Genomic DNA, 16471 nt, shown 5'->3' with positions numbered 1-16471 from the left:
TCCGGGCTTCGGCATATCCGGCTAAGCACCGCCGGTTGTTTGCGTGTCCAAAAGGACACGCAACGCCGAAGATCGCCGCCAATCCGGCAACCGCGCGTTAACCCCTGCAGCAAGCCGTTAACCCTTGCCTTGTTCACGCCAAGTTTTCGACGGAACGGTCTGACCACTCAAGCCGTTATTTCCAAGCGATTTGCGAAAGGACCCTGCCATGATCAAGAAACTCGTCTGCGCCGCTGCCCTTGCAACGGCCGTATTCGCTGCCGCCCCCGCCAGCGCCGGCAAGCTGCAGCTCGGCACGCTCGACTGCACCATCGATGGTGGCACCGCCTATATCGTCGCTTCCAACAAGGGCGTGTCCTGCGTCTTCCGTCCCTATCACCATGGACCGTCGGAGATTTACACCGGCGTCATCTCCAAGATCGGTGTCGATCTCGGCCAGACGCATCAGGGCCAGCTCGTCTGGGCGGTTTTTGCCGCGACCCGCGACCGCGATGCGGGTGACCTTGCCGGCAGCTATTATGGCGTCAACGCCGAGGCGAGCGTCGTCACTGGCGGCGGCGCCAATCTGCTGGTCGGCGGCTTCGACAGCGCCTTCATGCTGGAGCCGCTCAGCGTCCAGGCGCAGACCGGCGTCAATCTCGCCGTGGCCGTGACCTCGCTTGAGCTGATCCACTCGCTCAAGTGATTGCATGGAGCCATGCGCTCCTCTCTACCCTGCGGCGCGGAACCGGATAGGATGGTTCCGCGCCGTTTGTTTTTGAGGGGACCGCCATGCCGAGGACAGCCATCGCTGCTGCCGTGATTGCAATCGTGCTTGGCGCGCCACAGGCGCAAGCGCAGGACCGCGGCATAGAACTCGGCACGCTTGAATGCGCCATATCAGGTGGCACCGGCTTCATCTTCGGCTCGACCAAGGATCTGAGCTGCACCTTCACGCCGACCGACAAGAGCTTCGCGCCGGAAGCCTATTTCGGCGCCGTCAACAAATACGGCCTCGACATCGGCACGACAAAGCAGGCGGTGATGCGATGGCTGGTGCTGACGCCGCTGAAGAACATCTACGCGCCCGGTGCGCTGGCCGGCGACTATATCGGTGCCAGCGCCGAGGTGACGGCAGCCGTTGGCGCCGGCGCCAATCTGCTGGTCGGCGGCTCCTCGCAGGCCTTCACACTCCAGCCGCTCAGCCTGCAGACGCAGACCGGCATCAATCTCGCCATCGGCGTCAGCCAGTTCCAGCTGCGAAGCACCGAGAACTGATCGCGTCGAGGGCAGTCGCTTACCGCTTCGTCATCAACTCTGAGGAATGGTGGCGTCTCTGAGCCTGGCGTTTAGGGTGACGACGATTTTTCGCATGACTGCAGCGATGGCCACCATTGGCTTTTTGCCGTTGGTGATGAGGCGTTTGTAGAAGGTGGCGAACTCGCCCCTTCCGGCAGCGGCGTGCAATGCGGGCATGTAGAGGATGCTCCTGATTTCCGGTCGTCCGCCGCGGATTTTGCGGTAGCCTTGCTTTTGTCCGCTGTCGTTTGGATGAGGCGCGAGCCCTGCAAGGGCTGCAGCCTTTCGGCGTGTCATGGTGCCGAGCTCGGGCAAGATGGCCAGCAGCTTGGCGGTCACGATCGGGCCGAGACTGTCCATGGCCGTGCAGATGGCGGCTCGATGCTTGAGGGCGCTGCTACCGGCGATCAGCTCGCGCATGGCTGCATCGATGGCTTGGATCTGACGCTCGACGACTTTGATCACGGCCTCGAAGGAGGCAGCGAGCTCGCGGCCACCAGGTGCCTTGGCGCGGTTCTTCTCTGCGATCTTGATGGCGATGAGTTCCTGGCGGCGGCGCACCAGGGCGCGCAAGCGGGTCTCGTCGGGGTCCGGGGCTTGCCAAAGGGTCAGCTTTTCCCAGCGTTCGCGACCGTAGGCTCTCAACATGGCGGCATCGATGGCATCGCTCTTACCGTGCGTGCCGTAGGAGCGGATGAAGCTCTTGACCTTGAGCGTGTCGGCGCGATGGCAGGCGATGCCGGCGCGCAGGCACTCTTCGAGCAGCAGGCTCTCATGGCCACCGGTCGGTTCGCAGACCACGAGATCGGCCTGTTTGTGGCTCTTGAGGAAGGCGCGGATCGTGCGTCGCTGGTTGTCGATGACTTGGGTGGTGGTGCCGTCGGCGGCGGTGATGGTGTCCTTGGCGATATCGAGGCCGAGGCACAGGCTCGGTTGTTGATGCAAGAAGGCCATGCTGGTGGTATCCTTCTAAGGCTTCGGATTGTTTGCGGGCGTGGCGCAAGCCAGCGGCCAATCAACTCTCCAAGCGATGGCGGACAAAGACGGCAGGGACCATGATGACGTCGGGTGTTGCCCGATCCCAGGGACGGTCGCCTGCCGCCGGGACTGCCGGTTGTGATGGGCCGCAGTCCCGGCCGCCACACTACCCAATCCTGCTCAAACAATCCTGGGGGTAGCAAGGAGCGAAGCGACGCGGCGCAGACCCCAGGATCCATGCCGCGACGTCAGAACGCTGCTACGGTGCAGAATTCTGCTCCGCTGCGCCCTTCGGCCAAGGTCACGGAATGGATCCCAGGGTCTCCGCGACGGAGCTTCGCTCCTGCTCCGCTCAGGGATGACGAAGTTGAGAGGCTTCGGCCAATCTCGAACGTTGCGATGGTCCACCGAAATGAACCGCTTGAGCTCAACCGTGGTTGAGGTCTTACAAACCCACCCCGACTGAGCAGCGCCTGGATGCGGCGTTGTCAATGCGCATGGTCCTGCCGGAAACCCTTGCTGGCTTCTGGTGTCATGCGCCGGCATTGAGATATGCAGGGGGCGGGGTGGACATGACTGAAATCAGCACAAACAGGGTCGACTGGCGCGCTTTGTGGGCGAGCGGCGACCTGGCGCGTTTCTGCTTCATCAGCCTCGGCATCCTGCTGCACGCCACCAATGAGACGATGGTGGCGACCGTCATGCCGGCCATGGTCGGCGAACTGGCGGGCGTGCAGCTCGTCGGCTGGTCGCTGGCGATCTACGAGCTCGGCGCCATCGTCGCCGGCGCTGCTGCCGGACGGCTGGTGAGCTATGTGGCCTTGCGCACCAATATGGTGGTCGCGGCCCTGCTCTACGCGGCCGGGGCGCTGATCTGCGCCACCTCGCCTTCCATGCAATTGTTCCTGGCCGGGCGCCTGATCGAGGGGCTGGGCGGCGGCGCGCTGGTGTCGCTGGCCTTCGTCTCGGTCGAGCGGCTGTTTTCGCGCGCCATCTGGCCGCAGCTTTTCGGCATCATGTCGGCGATCTGGGGCGTCGCGGCGTTCAGCGGCCCGTTGCTGGGCGCGATCATGACCGAACTTCTGTCGTGGCGCTGGGCCTTCGGCGTCTTCACCCTCGGCGGCACCGCCATGGCACTGGCAAGCTTCCTCGTGCTCAACACGCCGGAGGCGACGCGACCCAGCCCAAGCGCCGGCAAGGTGCCGCCCTTCCCGTTCGCCGCCCTTGGCTGCCTTGCCGTCGCCGTGGTGCTGATCGCCTCGGCCGGCGTCGACATCGCCGTGCTGCGCTCCTCGCTGCTGATCGTGCTGGGTCTGGCCGGCCTGGCGCTGTTCTTCGCCATCGACGCGCTGAAGCCGCGCTCGCGGCTTTTCCCGTCGCGGCTGTTCTCGTGGCGCACGCCGGTCGGCGCCGGCATGACCATGGTCGCGGCCTTTTCCGTCGCGACCTGCTCCTTCGGCGTCTATGGACCGCTGCTTTTGACCAGCCTGCACGACATTCCGCTCTTGACCACCGGCTACATCATCGCCGCCGAATCGATCGCCTGGTCGATCCTGTCGATCCTCGTCGCCAACGCACCGCCGCAACGCGAGCGGCTGATCATTGTCGCCGGCGCGCTGATGATCGCGGCGGGCATTGCCGGCTTTGCCTACACGATACCGCTGGGTTCCATTCCGCTGATCCTGGTCTGCGCCCTGTTGCAGGGCGGCGGCTTCGGCATTGCCTGGCCGTTCCTGACCCGCGTCATCGTCGCCTCCGCACCGGATGACGAACAGACCATCGCCTCAGCCGCGGTGCCGACCATGCAGCGCATCGGCTATGCCGTGGGCGCGGCCCTCGCCGGCATCGTCGCCAATGCCAGCGGTTTCTCGCAGGGGCTGAACCACGACGCCGCGGCCAATGTCGCGAGCTGGCTGTTCCTCGCCTTCGTGCCGCTCGGCATCCTCGGCTGTTTCGCCGCCTTGCGGGCATCGTCGACTGCGAACCGGCCGCTGGAAGCCATCGGCTGACGCAGCCTCAATCGAAATGGCTGTCTCACTCGACCACACGCAGCCGATAGCCGACACCGGTCTCGGTGGTGATGTGGTGCGGCTGATCGGGGGTCTTCTCGATCTTCTGCCTGAGCTGCCTGACATAGACCCTGAGATATTGCACATCGGTCGAGTCACCCCAGATCTGCTTCAGGATGAAATGGTGGGTCAGCACCTTGCCGGCATGCTGCACCAGGATGCGCAATATGTCGTATTCCTTCGGCGAGAGCTTTATCTCCTTGCCCTCGACCTTGACGATGCGCTTGACCAGATCGACGCTGAGGTCGCCGCTCTGGAATACAGGCTTCTCGCCCTGCTGCTGGAACTTGTGCCGCAACGCCACGCGGATGCGTGCCACCAGTTCGTTCATGCCGAACGGCTTGGTGACATAATCGTCGGCGCCGAGTTCGAGCGCATTGACGATACCGGCCTCGTCGGTGCGGCTGGAGAGGATGACGACGGGAATGTCGAGGCCGTCGTCGCGCCATTTGCGCAGCAGCTCATGGCCGCTCATGCCGGGCAGGCCGAGATCGAGCAGCACGAGGTCCGGCTTTTCCTGTTCCATCAATTCGATCGCCGCCTTGGCATTCGGCGCCTCGCTGACCGCATAGCCCTGGCTGCCAAGGCCGACCCGAAGCAGCTTGCGGATCGGCGGCTCGTCATCGACGACCAGTATCCTGACATTCGCGTTCATCATGCCAAATCATCCACATCATTGTCGCCCGTAGTGGCGGCGCTGAGATCGGGCGGATTCGTCGGCTTCGGCATCTTGATGGTGAAAACCGCGCCCGAACGGTCGGTTCGGTTAGCCGCAGTGATCGTCCCCCCCATCGCCTCGATGAAGCCGCGGCAGATCGACAGGCCGAGCCCGGTGCCGGCGCGAACCTGGTCGCGCTTGCGCACCCGGTAGAACGTGTCGAAAATCCGTTCCAGATCACCGGGGGGAATGCCCGGCCCCTCATCCATGATCTGCAGGATGACGGAACCATTGTCGGCCCAGCCCTGCACGCGGATCGTCGAGCCTGATGGCGCGTATTTCGCCGCATTGTCGAGGAGATTGAACAGCGCCTGCTCGAACAGCACGGGATCGACTTTCAACATCGGCAACTCCGGGGGGATATCCACCTCCGTCTTGTGCTCGCCGATGATTTTCCTCGCCCTCTGCAGGGCGGAGCCGACGATGTCGCCGACATAGTGGAAAGCGAAGTTCGGCTCCATTGCGCCGGACTCGATCTTGGTCATGTCGAGCAGGTTGGCGATGAAGCGGTTCAGCCGCTCGGATTCGTCAAGCACGGTCGTCAGCAATTCCGCCCGGTCCTCTTCGGGAAGTGCCGGCGCGAATTCCCGCAGCGTGCCGGCCGCGCCCATGATAGCGGCGAGCGGCGTCTTCAGATCATGCGAAATGGAGGTCAGCAGCGCCGAGCGCAACCGATCGGCCTCGGCCAAAAGCTTGGCCCGGTCGACATCGGCGACGAGCTGGATGCGCTCGATGGCGACCGCTGCCTGGTCGGCCAGCGCGTCGAGCAGGCGCTGCTGCTCCGGCGTCAGCAGCGGGCCCTGCTTGTCATTGTCGAGGCCGACGACACCGATTGCCGTACGTCCTGTCCGCAACGGAAGATAGAGGCGCTTTGCGCCAGGCAGCGTGTCGGCGCCGCGCCCGGCGGCGCGGTTGTGCTCCCAGGCCCAGCGGGCGGCGGCGATGTCGGCTTCGGCCAGCGTATCGTCGGGCGGATAGCCGGCTTTGACGGTGATGGTGCCGTCTTCGGGCAGAAGCAACACAACCCGCAGCTTCAGCATCGAGGCGATCTGGAAGGCGGTTGCCCACAGCACGTCGTCGAGCGTGCCGGCACCGGCGAGCTTCTTTGAAAAGAGGTAGATGTCTTCCGTGGCCCGCGCCCGCGAGCGGGCGGCAACTGCCTGCCGCTGCACGCGCACCGTCAGATTGCTGGCAATGACGGCGACGACCAGGAACACGCCGAGCGCGACAATGCTCTCCGGATCCCGGATCGTCAGCGTGTAGCGCGGCTCCAGGAAGAAATAGTTGAAGGCAAGGGCGCTGGCGAGACAGGCGTACAGAGCAGGCCAGAGACCGCCGGTCACGGCCGACGCCAAGACCCCGATGAGGAAGATGATCGCGAGGTTGCGAACGTCGAGGAACTGATCGAGCAGGACGGCAAAGGCGAGCGAGCCGGCGACAAAGGCCGTGGCCTTGAGATAGGGCCAGATCTCGAACTGCCATTGCTCATCCGCCGGCTTGACGCTTCTCGACGCCGCCTCGTTGCGTTCGGTCCCTGAAATGACGTGGACGCTGATGTCGCCGGCATTGCGGATGAGATCATAGGTCAGCGATCCCTCGATCAATTCGCGCCAGCGCGAGCGGGTCGGCCGGCCGACCACGATATGGGTAAAATTGTTCGCCGTCGCATAACGCACAATGTCTTGCGCCACGTTCTGACCCGGGATGGTCGTCACCTCGGCACCGAGCTGCTGGGCGAGGCGCAAATTGTTTGCAAGCCGGTCCTTGTCCTCCTCGGGCATGCTGGCCGAGCGAGGACTGTCGACATGCAGCGCCGTCCACGGGGCACGGAGCCGGTCGGCCAGCCGGCGCGCATAACGGATGCGGGCCGCTCCGCCCGGGCGCGCGTCGAGGCAGACGAGGACCCTTTCCCCGGCAGCCCAGGGGCCTTGGATGGCATGGGACTGCATGTGATTGAGCAACTGCTCGTCGACGCGCTGCGCGGTGCGGCGCAGCGCCAGTTCCCTGAGCGCCGTCAGATTGCCGGGCGAAAAATAGTTCTCGATGGCGCGCTGGGCGGTGTTGGGGAAGTAGACCTTGCCTTCCTCGAGCCGCTTGATCAGGTCGTCGGGGGTAAGATCAATGATCTCGACATCGTCAGCCTGGTCGATGATGGAGTCGGGAACCGTCTCGCGGACCCTGACCTTGGTGATCTGGGCGACGACGTCGTTCAGGCTTTCGACATGCTGGACATTGAGCGTCGTGTAGACGTCGATGCCTTGCGTCAGGATTTCCTGGACGTCGAGATAGCGCTTGGGGTGGCGGCTGCCGGGCGCATTGGTGTGGGCGAGTTCATCGACGAGAACCAGCGCCGGGCGCCGGGCGAGGATGGCGTCGATATCCATCTCGTCGAGGATGCGCCCCTTGTAGTCGACCTTGCGGCGGGGAATGACTTCATAGCCTTCGACCAGGGCCTGGGTTTCCCTGCGGCCATGCGTCTCGACGACGCCGATTACCACATCGATGCCGTCGGCCAGCCTGGCCCGGCCCGACATCAGCATTTCGTAAGTCTTGCCGACACCTGGTGCCGCGCCAAGGAATATCCGCAGGCGGCCGCGTCCCTCGCGCTCGGCATGCTCGAGCAGCGCGTCGGGGGAAGGTCTGTTTTCGTTGCTTCGGTCTTCCGGCATCAGGATCGATCATGGAGAGGTCCGGGGATGCTGTCGATCCCCGGCCCTCGCCATCAACTATTTAGCGGCGTCCAGCGCCAGGTTGAGAGCCAGAACATTGACCACCGGCTCTCCCATGAAGCCGAGTTCCCTGCTCTCGACCTGACCGTCGACAAGCGCCTTGATCTTGGTTTCGTCGATGCCCCTGGCCTTGGCGACACGCGGAACCTGGAAATAGGCGGCTTCAGGGCTAATATGGGGATCAAGGCCGCTGCCCGATGACGTCACCATATCCATCGGCACAGGCTGGCTCGGATTCTCCGCCTTCAGCTTGTCGGCATCGCTCTTGATGCGGTCGATCAGCTTGGGGTTGGTCGGGCCGAGATTGGTGCCGCCGGAGGCGGTGGCGTCGTAGCCGTTGCTGCCGGCTGCCGAAATCCGGCCATGAAAATACTTGTCACTGGCAAAGCCCTGGCCGATCAGTTCGGAGCCGATGACCTTGCCGCCCTTCTCGATCAGGCTGCCATTGGCCTGGCGTGGAAACAGCGCCTGGGCAATGCCGGTCATGCCGATCGGATAGATCAGGCCGGTCAGGACCGTGAAGAAGACGATCATGATGATCGCGGGTCTTATCTGGGTGAGCATGGAACTGTTCCTTAAGCGAGGCCGAGGGCGGTGACGATCATGTCGATCGCCTTGATACCGACGAAGGGGACGATGATGCCGCCGAGGCCGTAGACCAGCAGGTTGCGGCTGAGCAGCGCGCCGGCGCCGATCGCGCGATACTTGACGCCTTTCAGCGACAGCGGGATCAGCGCGATGATGATCAGCGCGTTGAAGATGATCGCCGACAGGATAGCGCTCTGCGGCGTCGCCAGATGCATGATGTTGAGCGCCTGCAGCGGGCCGGTGGTCTGCCCCGGCGCAACGTAGAAGACTGCGAACATGGCCGGGATGATGGCGAAGTACTTGGCCACGTCGTTGGCGATGGAGAAGGTCGTCAGCGAGCCGCGCGTCATCAGCAGCGCCTTGCCGATCTCGACGATCTCGATGAGCTTGGTCGGATCGCTGTCGAGATCGATCATGTTGCCGGCTTCGCGCGCGGCCACCGTGCCGGTGTTCATGGCGACGCCGACATCGGCCTGGGCAAGGGCGGGCGCGTCATTGGTGCCGTCGCCGCACATGGCGACCAGCTTGCCCTTGGCCTGTTCGTCGCGGATCAGCTTCAGCTTGTCCTCGGGCGTCGCCTGGGCAAGGAAGTCGTCGACGCCGGCTTCCGCCGCGATCGCGGCCGCCGTCAGCGGATTGTCGCCGGTGATCATCACCGTGCGGATGCCCATGCGGCGCAGTTCGGTGAAGCGCTCGCTGATGCCGCCCTTGACGATGTCCTTGAGATGGACGACGCCGAGCAGGCGCCCGTCACGCTCGACCGCCAGCGGCGTGCCGCCGGACTTGGCAATCTCGTCGGCGACCGCCTGGAGATCCCGGACGGAATCGCTGCTGGGGCGCGTGCCGTGGGCAGCGACCGTCGACTGGTTGACATGGGCAAGCACGGAATCGACCGCGCCCTTGCGCACCGACGAGCCGTCGACATCGACGCCGCTCATGCGGGTCTGTGCGGTGAAGGGAACGAAGGTTGCGTGCAGCGTTGCCATGTCACGGGCGCGGATGCCGTATTTCTCCTTGGCCAGGACGACGATCGAGCGGCCTTCCGGCGTTTCGTCGGCGAGCGAGGCCAGTTGCGCCGCGTCGGCCAGTTCCTGTTCGGTGACGCCCTTGACCGGACGGAATTCCGTCGCCTGGCGGTTGCCGAGCGTGATCGTGCCGGTCTTGTCGAGCAGCAGCGTGTCGACGTCGCCGGCAGCCTCGACGGCACGGCCCGACATGGCCAGCACATTGAACCGCACCAGGCGGTCCATGCCGGCGATGCCGATCGCCGACAGCAGCGCGCCGATCGTGGTCGGGATCAGGGTGACGAACAGGGCGACGAGCACGGTCACCGAGATATAGCCGCCCGAATAGGAGGCAAAGCTCGGGATGGTTGCGGTGGCCAGCACGAAGATCAGCGTCATGCCGACCAGCAGGATGTTGAGCGCGATCTCGTTCGGCGTCTTCTGGCGTTCGGCACCTTCGACCAGCGAGATCATGCGGTCGAGGAAGGTGTGGCCGGAGGCGGCCGTGATGCGCAAACGGATCCAGTCGGACAGCACCTGCGTGCCGCCGGTGACCGCCGAACGGTCGCCGCCGGATTCGCGGATGACGGGGGCCGACTCACCGGTGATCGCCGCTTCGTTGACCGAGGCGACGCCTTCGATCACCTCGCCGTCCGACGGGATGATGTCGCCGGCTTCGACCAGCACGATGTCGCCGACCTTCAAGCTGGTGCCGGGCACCAGCTTGAACTTGGTCCTGTCCTCGCCGGCCAGAAGCTTGGCCTGGGTCTCGGTGCGCGCCTTGCGCAGCGAGTCGGCCTGCGCCTTGCCACGGCCTTCAGCGACCGCTTCGGCGAAATTGGCGAACAGCACGGTGAACCACAGCCAGATGATGATCTGCAGCGTGAACTTGAAATCACCGCCACCGGTGATGAGATCCCTGACGAACAGAACTGATGTCAGCGCCGAGACGACGGCGACGACGAACATCACTGGGTTCTTGATCAGGGTGCGCGGGTTCAGTTTCCTGAAGGCCCCGCCGATGGCGGGCCACAGGATGCTGGCATCCATGATGCTAGCGGATTTGGACTGGCTCATTTGTTGGCTCCAGTATCGATGTTGTTGGCAGGCACCGATCGATCGGATGCCGAAGGAAGATGCGGCGGCCCATAGACCAGCAGCCAGATGACGATCATGGCTGCCGCAATGCCGAGGAATGTGGATACGGTCGGGAAAGGAGGGGGGATTCTCTCCCCCTCCTTGTCGGTCCGACGCTCAACGTTGCGACGCATGTTTTTGAACCAGGACATGACTTTCTATCCAAGGCTGGGCGGTCTCAGAATGTCTGCCCATGGATCATTGCCAGGTGTTCGACGATCGGGCCGATCGCCAGCGCCGGGAAGAAGGTGAGGCCGACGACGATCAGGATGGTGCCGACCAGCAGGCCGACGAACAGCGGACCGTCGGTCGGGAACGTGCCGGCGGAGGCCGGAACCGTCTTCTTCGCCACCAGCGAGCCGGCAATCGCCAGGGCCGGGATGATGACCAGGAAGCGGCCCATCAGCATGGTGATGCCGAGCGTGATGTTGTACCAGGGCGTGTTGCCGCTGAGACCGCCAAAGGCCGAGCCGTTGTTCGCCGCCGCCGAGGTGTAGGCATAGAGCACCTCCGAAAAGCCGTGCGGTCCGCCATTGGCCATGGAGGCCACGGCGCTCGGCAGGACAACGGCGATTGCGGTGAAGATCAGCATCGCCAGCGGCAGGCACAGGATGGCGAGCATTGCCATCTTGACCTCCTTGGCCTCGATCTTCTTGCCGAGATATTCGGGCGTGCGGCCGACCATCAGGCCGGCAACGAAGACGGCAACGACGATGAACATCAGGATGCCGTAGAAACCGGCGCCGACGCCGCCGACAATGACTTCGCCGAGCTGCATGTTGATCATCGGGATGAAGCCGCCGATCGCGGTGAAGCTGTCATGCATGGCGTTGACCGCGCCGCAGGAGGCGGCCGTCGTGATGACGGCGAACAGTGCCGACAAGGCGATGCCGAAGCGGGTCTCCTTGCCTTCCATGTTGCCGCCGTCGATGCCCAGCGCGTGCACCAGCGGATTGCCCGCGGCCTCCGCCCAGTAGCAGACGGCAACGCCGGCGATGAACAGGACACCCATCGTGGCCAGGATCGCCCAGCCCTGGCGCTGGTTGCCGACCATCCGGCCGAAGACGTTGGTCAGCGCCGCGCCGAGCGCGAAGATCGTGACCATCTGGATGAAGTTGGAGATCGCATCGGGGTTTTCGAAAGGATGCGCGGCATTGGCGTTGAAGAAGCCGCCACCATTGGTGCCGAGCATCTTGATGGCGACCTGCGAGGCGACAGGACCGAGGGCGATGGTCTGCTTGGCGCCTTCGAGCGTGGTGGCGTCGACATACGGGCCGAGCGTCTGCGGCATGCCGAGCCAGACATAGACAAGTGTGAGCACGATGCAGGCCGGCAGGAGGATGTAGAGCGTGCAGCGGGTTATATCGACCCAGAAATTGCCGATCGACTTGACCGAGGCGCGGGCAAAGCCGCGGATCAACGCGACCGCGATGGCGATGCCGACCGCTGCTGACATGAAGTTCTGCACCGTCAGGCCGGCCATCTGCACGAGGTAGGACATCGTGCTTTCGCCGCCATAGTTCTGCCAGTTGGTGTTGGTCACGAAGCTGACGGCGGTGTTGAAGGAAAGGTTCTGCTCAACGGCGGCCATCCCGGCCGGATTGTAGGGCAGGACGCCCTGCAGCCGCTGCAGGACATAAAGCACAAGGAAGCTGGCGAGGCTGAAGAAGATGATGCCTGCCGCATAAACGGTCCAGTGCTGCTCCTCGCGCTCGCTGGTTCCCGAAATGCGATAAAGGGCCCGTTCGACAGGCCCCAAAATCGGCGAGAGAAATGTGCGATCGCCGTTGAAAACGCGGTACATGTAGCCGCCGAGCGGCTTCACCAGCAGAACGACGACCACGCAGTAGGCGAGGATCTGTATCCATCCGTTGAGAGTCATTGAAGTAGCTTTCCGTGCCTTGCACCAGTTGCCGTCAGAAGCGTTCTGGGCGAACGAGGGCGTATGTCAGGTAGGCGAGCAGGAACAAGGTCACACCGCCGCCGAGGATATAGTCGAGAAGCATGTTGCGATCCTCCTGTTCAAAGAATGTCGCAGGCTTTGATGTAGGCGAAGGAAAGGGCGAAAAACAAAACCCCTATCCCGAGAACGACGATATCCATCGTGCATGTTCCTTATCTTCGTTTTATTTGCGCTTCGCACTGTACGCCTGCCATCGGCAGGCTGAAATCATATGGAAACACTCCGTCACGATAGATAATCGCGACCGAGCTGTGTGTTCCCTGGAGAATATGGACCCGATCGCCATAAAGGTTCGAGACGGCGCGGGGCGGAAAGAAATAGGAATTTTATAAAGGTTTTGCCGGCCCATCGCCGTCGGCGAGATGGCGTCTCGATGAGGATTCGCCGGGTTGTGCCGCGCGACCGCGCCATGCGGCGTGAATGGAACGAATCCTCCAGCGGGAGATTGTCGACCTGAGGGTTCACGCATCAGAGGATATGACAATGGCAAAGCAGAAAATGCTCGACGACCTGTTTCACGACACGCTGAAGGACATCTATTTCGCCGAAAAGAAGATATTGGCGACGCTGCCGAAAATGGCCAAGGCCGCGCAAAGCGCCGAGCTGAAGGCCGCCTTCGAAAAGCACCGCACCGAAACCGAAGGCCATGTCGCAAGGCTGGAGAAGGTCTTTGGTGTCATCGGCAAGAAGCCGGTGGGCAAGACCTGTGCAGCCATCATGGGCATCACCGAGGAAGGCGCCGAGATCATGGAGGAGTACAAGGGATCGCCCGCGCTCGATGCCGGTCTGCTGGCCGCCGCGCAAGCGGTCGAACACTACGAAATCTCACGCTATGGCACGCTGAGGACTTGGGCCGGTGAACTCGGCCTGAACGAAGCCGTGGCACTCCTCGAAGCGACGCTGAAGGAAGAGAAGGCTACGGACCAGGCGCTGACCAAGATCGCGGAGTCGGCGGTCAACGTCGCGGCAGAAGCAGCATAAATCTGCAAGATCGGTGGCCGTACCGACCGGCCGAAGGTGTGTTGAGATTCAGGTCAGGTCGCGCCGAAAACGATGGCTTTCGAGAACCGGAGCGGAGCGTACTTAAGTACGTGAGCACCGGAAGCGCAGAAAGCCATCGTTTGCAGGCCGACCTCACCTGAATATCAATACACCTTAGCGTGGCTCCCGCATCATGCTGAGATAGGTCGGATCGAACTCGGCGATTTCCTGCAGCCGGTGCCAGTCTAAAATGGTCACCGTGTGGTTTGCCCAGCTGACGACGCCGACCTTGCGCAAGGCGCCGATAACCCGGTTCATGTGCACCACCGACAGGCCAAGCACATCGGCCAACTCTGCTTGCGAGAGCGGCAGATGAAAGCTCATGCCGTTGGTCCGCTGCACCACCTGCAGCCGCACGAAAAGCTCACAGACGAGATGGGCCAGATGCGAGGTCTTGGAGCGCCGTCCCATGGCGACGATCCATTCGCGGTGAATGGCGCCATCGACGAGCGTGTCCAACCACAACAGCCGGGTCAAATGCGGCGCTTGCTCGGTGATGGCGCGAAGCCGGCCGTGATCGGCGAACATGACATGGCAGGGCGACAAGGCGACAATGCCGTGATCCATGGTCTTCAGCAGGAAGGCGTGGAGATCGACGAAGTCGCCGGGCACCTGCAACGAGGTGAATTGCCGGCCGCCATTCTCCAGCACCTTGTAGCGCGCCGCCAGCCCATCGAGGATCAGCGTCGAATAGCTCGGCCGCGATCCGGAAGCGATGATGTCCTGGCCGATGGCGAAATGCCGCTCGAAGGTCATGGCGCCAGCCAGCAGCGCCTTCTCGGCATCGGACAGCGCATCGTGCTGGCCCAGGTTCAGGTAAAGGGATTCAAGCACCGCAACCTCCGGCGAGAGGGCTTCAGAAGCCGATCGCCAAGTGTTTCTGTCGGAAGCAAGGCGGCTTCGGATGCACTAGGCCTTTGGCCGCTGATAGGCATTAACATTTGTTAGGGCCCGCTTGTTCCACGGCAAATGCCACCGCTGGTGGAACAACTGCCCGGCCCGCGAATTGTCGGTTGAATATCTCGCCATTTCAACAGCCTGAGGTCCAGCCCATCATGCCTCGATATTATCTCGACCTGTACAATGGCGACGGTCTGACGGTCGATGATGACGGCCAGGTCTTCGAAACCCGCGAGCGCCTGCGGCGCGAAGCGATCCGCATCCTGCCCGACATCGTCCGCGACGAAATGATCGAGAACGACCGCACAGCCATTACCGTCAAGGTGCGAGACGAGAGCGGACGCCGTATCTTCGAGGCATCGCTCGTCGTCTCTTCGGGGTGGTGCGACTGACGGCCCTCCCCGGCATCGGTGACAAAAGTTCTCCGACCATCATTTGTAATCGCCGCCCCCGCTGCAACGCTGCACCATGCGGGGCCGGAAGAGGCGGCGTTCCGAACCGCGCCCCCTGCGGGATGGAGGTAGCAGCACATGAACCGTGCAAAAGTCGACACCCAGCGTGACGAGCGCGCCAAGCGTGAATCGCAGATCGTGATCGATGCCGAACGGGCGGCCCGCGAGGAAAAGACCGCCAGGCTGAGAGAGCTGCGCCTTGCCGCGCAGTCAGTGCAGGCGCCTGACCCGACGAGGCCCAAGCCGGCACGCCGGGGCGCACCTTCGAAAGGTTGATTGCCCCAAAAGCGCCAGGCAAACATCATCGGTGGGTAAACGCGATCTTCCTGCAGCAAAGCGAAAGCCCGGCTCGGGATGGCCAGGCCGGGCTTTCAGCGGCGGTCGATGCGGAATTGGCCACCACGACGGCGGGTGGCCTCAAACTCAGGCGGCGTAGCCGCCACAGCCGCGCGCGACGGCGCGCGCCACGATAACCGACTCGATCTCCGGCCAGAGGATACCGGTGGCTTTCGCGAATGCGACGAGCGCATGGCGCGCCTCATCCCTGGTGATGCAGCCTTCCAGCGCAAGGCCACACGCCTCGACCGCATGGCGATGGAGCGGGCCACGGCGCGAGGTCGTCCAATTGGTCAGGAAATCGTGCATTTCGGCCAGCGAGGCAATCTCGCGCTTGAAGCCAAGGCCGACGGTGAGCGCCACCGGCGAATGAAACAGCTTGTCGTACATGAAACGGCTCCTGATTATCGCAGCGCCAGGAGAGATATCCGGGCTGGTCCACGGACGGGACGCCGTGAAACGCGCGGCAGGGCGGGAGGTTCCAGATGGACACATTTGTTTCCTGCTGTACGCCTCGACCGCGCGTCAGGACTACATCAGATGCCCGGTCCACCAGCCATGGCTGCTGCTGACACGGATCAGCAGCATTCCTATGCCGGAGATCATCGCCGCCCAATAAAGCGGCGCGCCGACCTTCCACCGCTCGTCGCCAGGACCCGTGCCCACAAGCGCCTTGCGGGCGCCGTAGAGACCGACAAGCAGGCCCAGATTGATGAGGATATCGAGCCAGACGACACCCCGAGTGGCAAATTCGCCACCTGGTATGCAGAGCCGCCAGATGAAGGGCAGGATCAGAAGGGCCGCCATCACCCGAACCCGAGGCTGTTGATCTGTTGCAGCGTGTGTTTGGCCAGCTTTGCGCACGAGAGCATGTTGATCAATTGTCGATCGACGCCGAGTTCTATGCCGCAATGCTAATCCAGATATTTCAGAGTGGAGCGCGAGACGAGCGGGCCTTGTTAGCGCGGGTCGACCGGGACGGATGGATGTTTCTTATCGATCTCCCTCCGATTGACGCAGATGTTGCTTTGACTTGAGCCCCTAACGAAGAGATCACACCGAAGCCGAGGACGCGCCGACGAAAATGGCCGGCGCCTGGTTGGGCGGGTGCGTTGGGATAAAGGCGCCGGCCAAGGCGGAAAATCTTCGCCTTTCTTCAACATTGGCGGATTTCACCCGGGCCGCGTAATTGCGTGATCGCGTAAGGCTGCGTGATGCTTTGCTCAATACAGGCCGGCGCCAACTCGCTGGCTCGATCTTTAAATAGGCCGGAACCGG

The 16471-nt window shown here is 63.1% G+C and carries 17 protein-coding genes; 6 read left to right on the top strand and 11 right to left on the bottom strand.

Annotation, left to right across the window (positions count from 1 at the left end):
- Window positions 1–208: 208 nt before the first annotated feature.
- Window positions 209–685, top strand: a complete 477-nt coding sequence (locus tag DBIPINDM_RS24130) for a DUF992 domain-containing protein (protein ID WP_258581566.1) — start codon at window positions 209–211, stop codon at window positions 683–685.
- 86 nt (window positions 686–771) lie between these two features.
- Window positions 772–1257 carry a DUF992 domain-containing protein gene (locus DBIPINDM_RS24125; RefSeq protein WP_258581565.1) on the top strand — a complete coding sequence of 162 codons (486 nt, stop codon included), beginning with the start codon at window positions 772–774 and terminating at the stop codon, window positions 1255–1257.
- A gap of 33 nt (window positions 1258–1290) precedes the next feature.
- Here DBIPINDM_RS24125 and DBIPINDM_RS24120 read toward each other — a convergent pair whose 3' ends face one another.
- Window positions 1291–2232, bottom strand: a complete 942-nt coding sequence (locus tag DBIPINDM_RS24120) for an IS110 family transposase (protein ID WP_258581564.1) — start codon at window positions 2230–2232, stop codon at window positions 1291–1293.
- A 596-nt stretch (window positions 2233–2828) separates the two neighbouring features.
- Here DBIPINDM_RS24120 and DBIPINDM_RS24115 point away from each other — a divergent pair.
- Window positions 2829–4265, top strand: a complete 1437-nt coding sequence (locus DBIPINDM_RS24115) for an MFS transporter (RefSeq protein ID WP_258581563.1) — start codon at window positions 2829–2831, stop codon at window positions 4263–4265.
- Window positions 4266–4290: 25 nt separating this feature from the next.
- Here DBIPINDM_RS24115 and DBIPINDM_RS24110 read toward each other — a convergent pair whose 3' ends face one another.
- Genes DBIPINDM_RS24110 through kdpF form a run of 7 tightly spaced genes read right to left on the bottom strand, consistent with a single transcriptional unit; the run spans window position 4291 to window position 12507 of the window.
- Window positions 4291–4983: a response regulator transcription factor gene (locus tag DBIPINDM_RS24110; protein WP_258581562.1), complete on the bottom strand. Its 693-nt coding sequence runs from the start codon at window positions 4981–4983 to the stop codon at window positions 4291–4293.
- Window positions 4980–7712, bottom strand: a complete 2733-nt coding sequence (locus tag DBIPINDM_RS24105) for a sensor histidine kinase (RefSeq protein WP_258581561.1) — start codon at window positions 7710–7712, stop codon at window positions 4980–4982. The genes DBIPINDM_RS24110 and DBIPINDM_RS24105 overlap by 4 nt, the downstream gene beginning before the upstream one ends.
- A gap of 57 nt (window positions 7713–7769) precedes the next feature.
- Window positions 7770–8336 carry a potassium-transporting ATPase subunit KdpC gene (kdpC, locus tag DBIPINDM_RS24100; RefSeq protein WP_258581560.1) on the bottom strand — a complete coding sequence of 189 codons (567 nt, stop codon included), beginning with the start codon at window positions 8334–8336 and terminating at the stop codon, window positions 7770–7772.
- A gap of 11 nt (window positions 8337–8347) precedes the next feature.
- Window positions 8348–10441: a potassium-transporting ATPase subunit KdpB gene (kdpB, locus tag DBIPINDM_RS24095; protein WP_258581559.1), complete on the bottom strand. Its 2094-nt coding sequence runs from the start codon at window positions 10439–10441 to the stop codon at window positions 8348–8350.
- Window positions 10438–10653: a hypothetical protein gene (locus DBIPINDM_RS24090; protein WP_258581558.1), complete on the bottom strand. Its 216-nt coding sequence runs from the start codon at window positions 10651–10653 to the stop codon at window positions 10438–10440. The genes kdpB and DBIPINDM_RS24090 overlap by 4 nt, the downstream gene beginning before the upstream one ends.
- A gap of 26 nt (window positions 10654–10679) precedes the next feature.
- Window positions 10680–12383 carry a potassium-transporting ATPase subunit KdpA gene (gene kdpA / locus DBIPINDM_RS24085; RefSeq protein WP_258581557.1) on the bottom strand — a complete coding sequence of 568 codons (1704 nt, stop codon included), beginning with the start codon at window positions 12381–12383 and terminating at the stop codon, window positions 10680–10682.
- 34 nt (window positions 12384–12417) lie between these two features.
- The gene (gene kdpF, locus DBIPINDM_RS24080) at window positions 12418–12507 is read right to left on the bottom strand and encodes a K(+)-transporting ATPase subunit F (RefSeq protein WP_032918612.1); all 90 of its coding nucleotides are present in this window, start codon (window positions 12505–12507) and stop codon (window positions 12418–12420) included.
- 440 nt (window positions 12508–12947) lie between these two features.
- Here kdpF and DBIPINDM_RS24075 point away from each other — a divergent pair, with 440 nt between their 5' ends.
- Window positions 12948–13445: a ferritin-like domain-containing protein gene (locus DBIPINDM_RS24075; RefSeq protein WP_258581556.1), complete on the top strand. Its 498-nt coding sequence runs from the start codon at window positions 12948–12950 to the stop codon at window positions 13443–13445.
- Between the two features lie 174 nt (window positions 13446–13619).
- Here DBIPINDM_RS24075 and DBIPINDM_RS24070 read toward each other — a convergent pair whose 3' ends face one another.
- A complete protein-coding gene (locus tag DBIPINDM_RS24070) occupies window positions 13620–14339 on the bottom strand; it encodes a Crp/Fnr family transcriptional regulator (protein WP_258581555.1) in 720 nt (239 codons plus the stop codon).
- Window positions 14340–14560: 221 nt separating this feature from the next.
- Between DBIPINDM_RS24070 and DBIPINDM_RS24065 the strand changes: the two genes are divergently transcribed.
- Window positions 14561–14797: a DUF6894 family protein gene (locus tag DBIPINDM_RS24065; protein WP_258581554.1), complete on the top strand. Its 237-nt coding sequence runs from the start codon at window positions 14561–14563 to the stop codon at window positions 14795–14797.
- Window positions 14798–14935: 138 nt separating this feature from the next.
- The gene (locus tag DBIPINDM_RS24060; RefSeq protein WP_258581553.1) at window positions 14936–15133 is read left to right on the top strand and encodes a hypothetical protein; all 198 of its coding nucleotides are present in this window, start codon (window positions 14936–14938) and stop codon (window positions 15131–15133) included.
- Between the two features lie 147 nt (window positions 15134–15280).
- Here DBIPINDM_RS24060 and DBIPINDM_RS24055 read toward each other — a convergent pair whose 3' ends face one another.
- On the bottom strand, window positions 15281–15583 hold the full coding sequence (locus tag DBIPINDM_RS24055) for a DUF982 domain-containing protein (protein WP_258581552.1): 303 nt from the start codon (window positions 15581–15583) through the stop codon (window positions 15281–15283).
- 141 nt (window positions 15584–15724) lie between these two features.
- Window positions 15725–16000, bottom strand: a complete 276-nt coding sequence (locus DBIPINDM_RS24050; protein WP_258581551.1) for a hypothetical protein — start codon at window positions 15998–16000, stop codon at window positions 15725–15727.
- Window positions 16001–16471: the final 471 nt, after the last annotated feature.

Origin of the sequence: Mesorhizobium sp. AR02 (assembly GCF_024746835.1) — a bacterium.
In the GTDB taxonomy this organism is placed as follows: Bacteria; Pseudomonadota; Alphaproteobacteria; order Rhizobiales; family Rhizobiaceae; genus Mesorhizobium.
This window is presented reverse-complemented; position numbering and strand designations above follow the sequence as displayed.

What these genes read in the sequence shown, in the direction of transcription:
- DBIPINDM_RS24130 (WP_258581566.1), top strand. Translation starts at nt 209, where the DNA reads ATGATCAAGAAACTCGTCTGCGCCGCTGCCCTTGCAACGGCCGTATTC.
- DBIPINDM_RS24125 (WP_258581565.1), top strand. Translation starts at nt 772, where the DNA reads ATGCCGAGGACAGCCATCGCTGCTGCCGTGATTGCAATCGTGCTTGGC.
- DBIPINDM_RS24120 (WP_258581564.1), bottom strand. Translation starts at nt 2,232, where the DNA reads ATGGCCTTCTTGCATCAACAACCGAGCCTGTGCCTCGGCCTCGATATC.
- DBIPINDM_RS24115 (WP_258581563.1), top strand. Translation starts at nt 2,829, where the DNA reads ATGACTGAAATCAGCACAAACAGGGTCGACTGGCGCGCTTTGTGGGCG.
- DBIPINDM_RS24110 (WP_258581562.1), bottom strand. Translation starts at nt 4,983, where the DNA reads ATGATGAACGCGAATGTCAGGATACTGGTCGTCGATGACGAGCCGCCG.
- DBIPINDM_RS24105 (WP_258581561.1), bottom strand. Translation starts at nt 7,712, where the DNA reads ATGCCGGAAGACCGAAGCAACGAAAACAGACCTTCCCCCGACGCGCTG.
- kdpC (WP_258581560.1), bottom strand. Translation starts at nt 8,336, where the DNA reads ATGCTCACCCAGATAAGACCCGCGATCATCATGATCGTCTTCTTCACG.
- kdpB (WP_258581559.1), bottom strand. Translation starts at nt 10,441, where the DNA reads ATGAGCCAGTCCAAATCCGCTAGCATCATGGATGCCAGCATCCTGTGG.
- DBIPINDM_RS24090 (WP_258581558.1), bottom strand. Translation starts at nt 10,653, where the DNA reads ATGTCCTGGTTCAAAAACATGCGTCGCAACGTTGAGCGTCGGACCGAC.
- kdpA (WP_258581557.1), bottom strand. Translation starts at nt 12,383, where the DNA reads ATGACTCTCAACGGATGGATACAGATCCTCGCCTACTGCGTGGTCGTC.
- kdpF (WP_032918612.1), bottom strand. Translation starts at nt 12,507, where the DNA reads ATGCTTCTCGACTATATCCTCGGCGGCGGTGTGACCTTGTTCCTGCTC.
- DBIPINDM_RS24075 (WP_258581556.1), top strand. Translation starts at nt 12,948, where the DNA reads ATGGCAAAGCAGAAAATGCTCGACGACCTGTTTCACGACACGCTGAAG.
- DBIPINDM_RS24065 (WP_258581554.1), top strand. Translation starts at nt 14,561, where the DNA reads ATGCCTCGATATTATCTCGACCTGTACAATGGCGACGGTCTGACGGTC.
- DBIPINDM_RS24060 (WP_258581553.1), top strand. Translation starts at nt 14,936, where the DNA reads ATGAACCGTGCAAAAGTCGACACCCAGCGTGACGAGCGCGCCAAGCGT.
- DBIPINDM_RS24055 (WP_258581552.1), bottom strand. Translation starts at nt 15,583, where the DNA reads ATGTACGACAAGCTGTTTCATTCGCCGGTGGCGCTCACCGTCGGCCTT.
- DBIPINDM_RS24050 (WP_258581551.1), bottom strand. Translation starts at nt 16,000, where the DNA reads ATGGCGGCCCTTCTGATCCTGCCCTTCATCTGGCGGCTCTGCATACCA.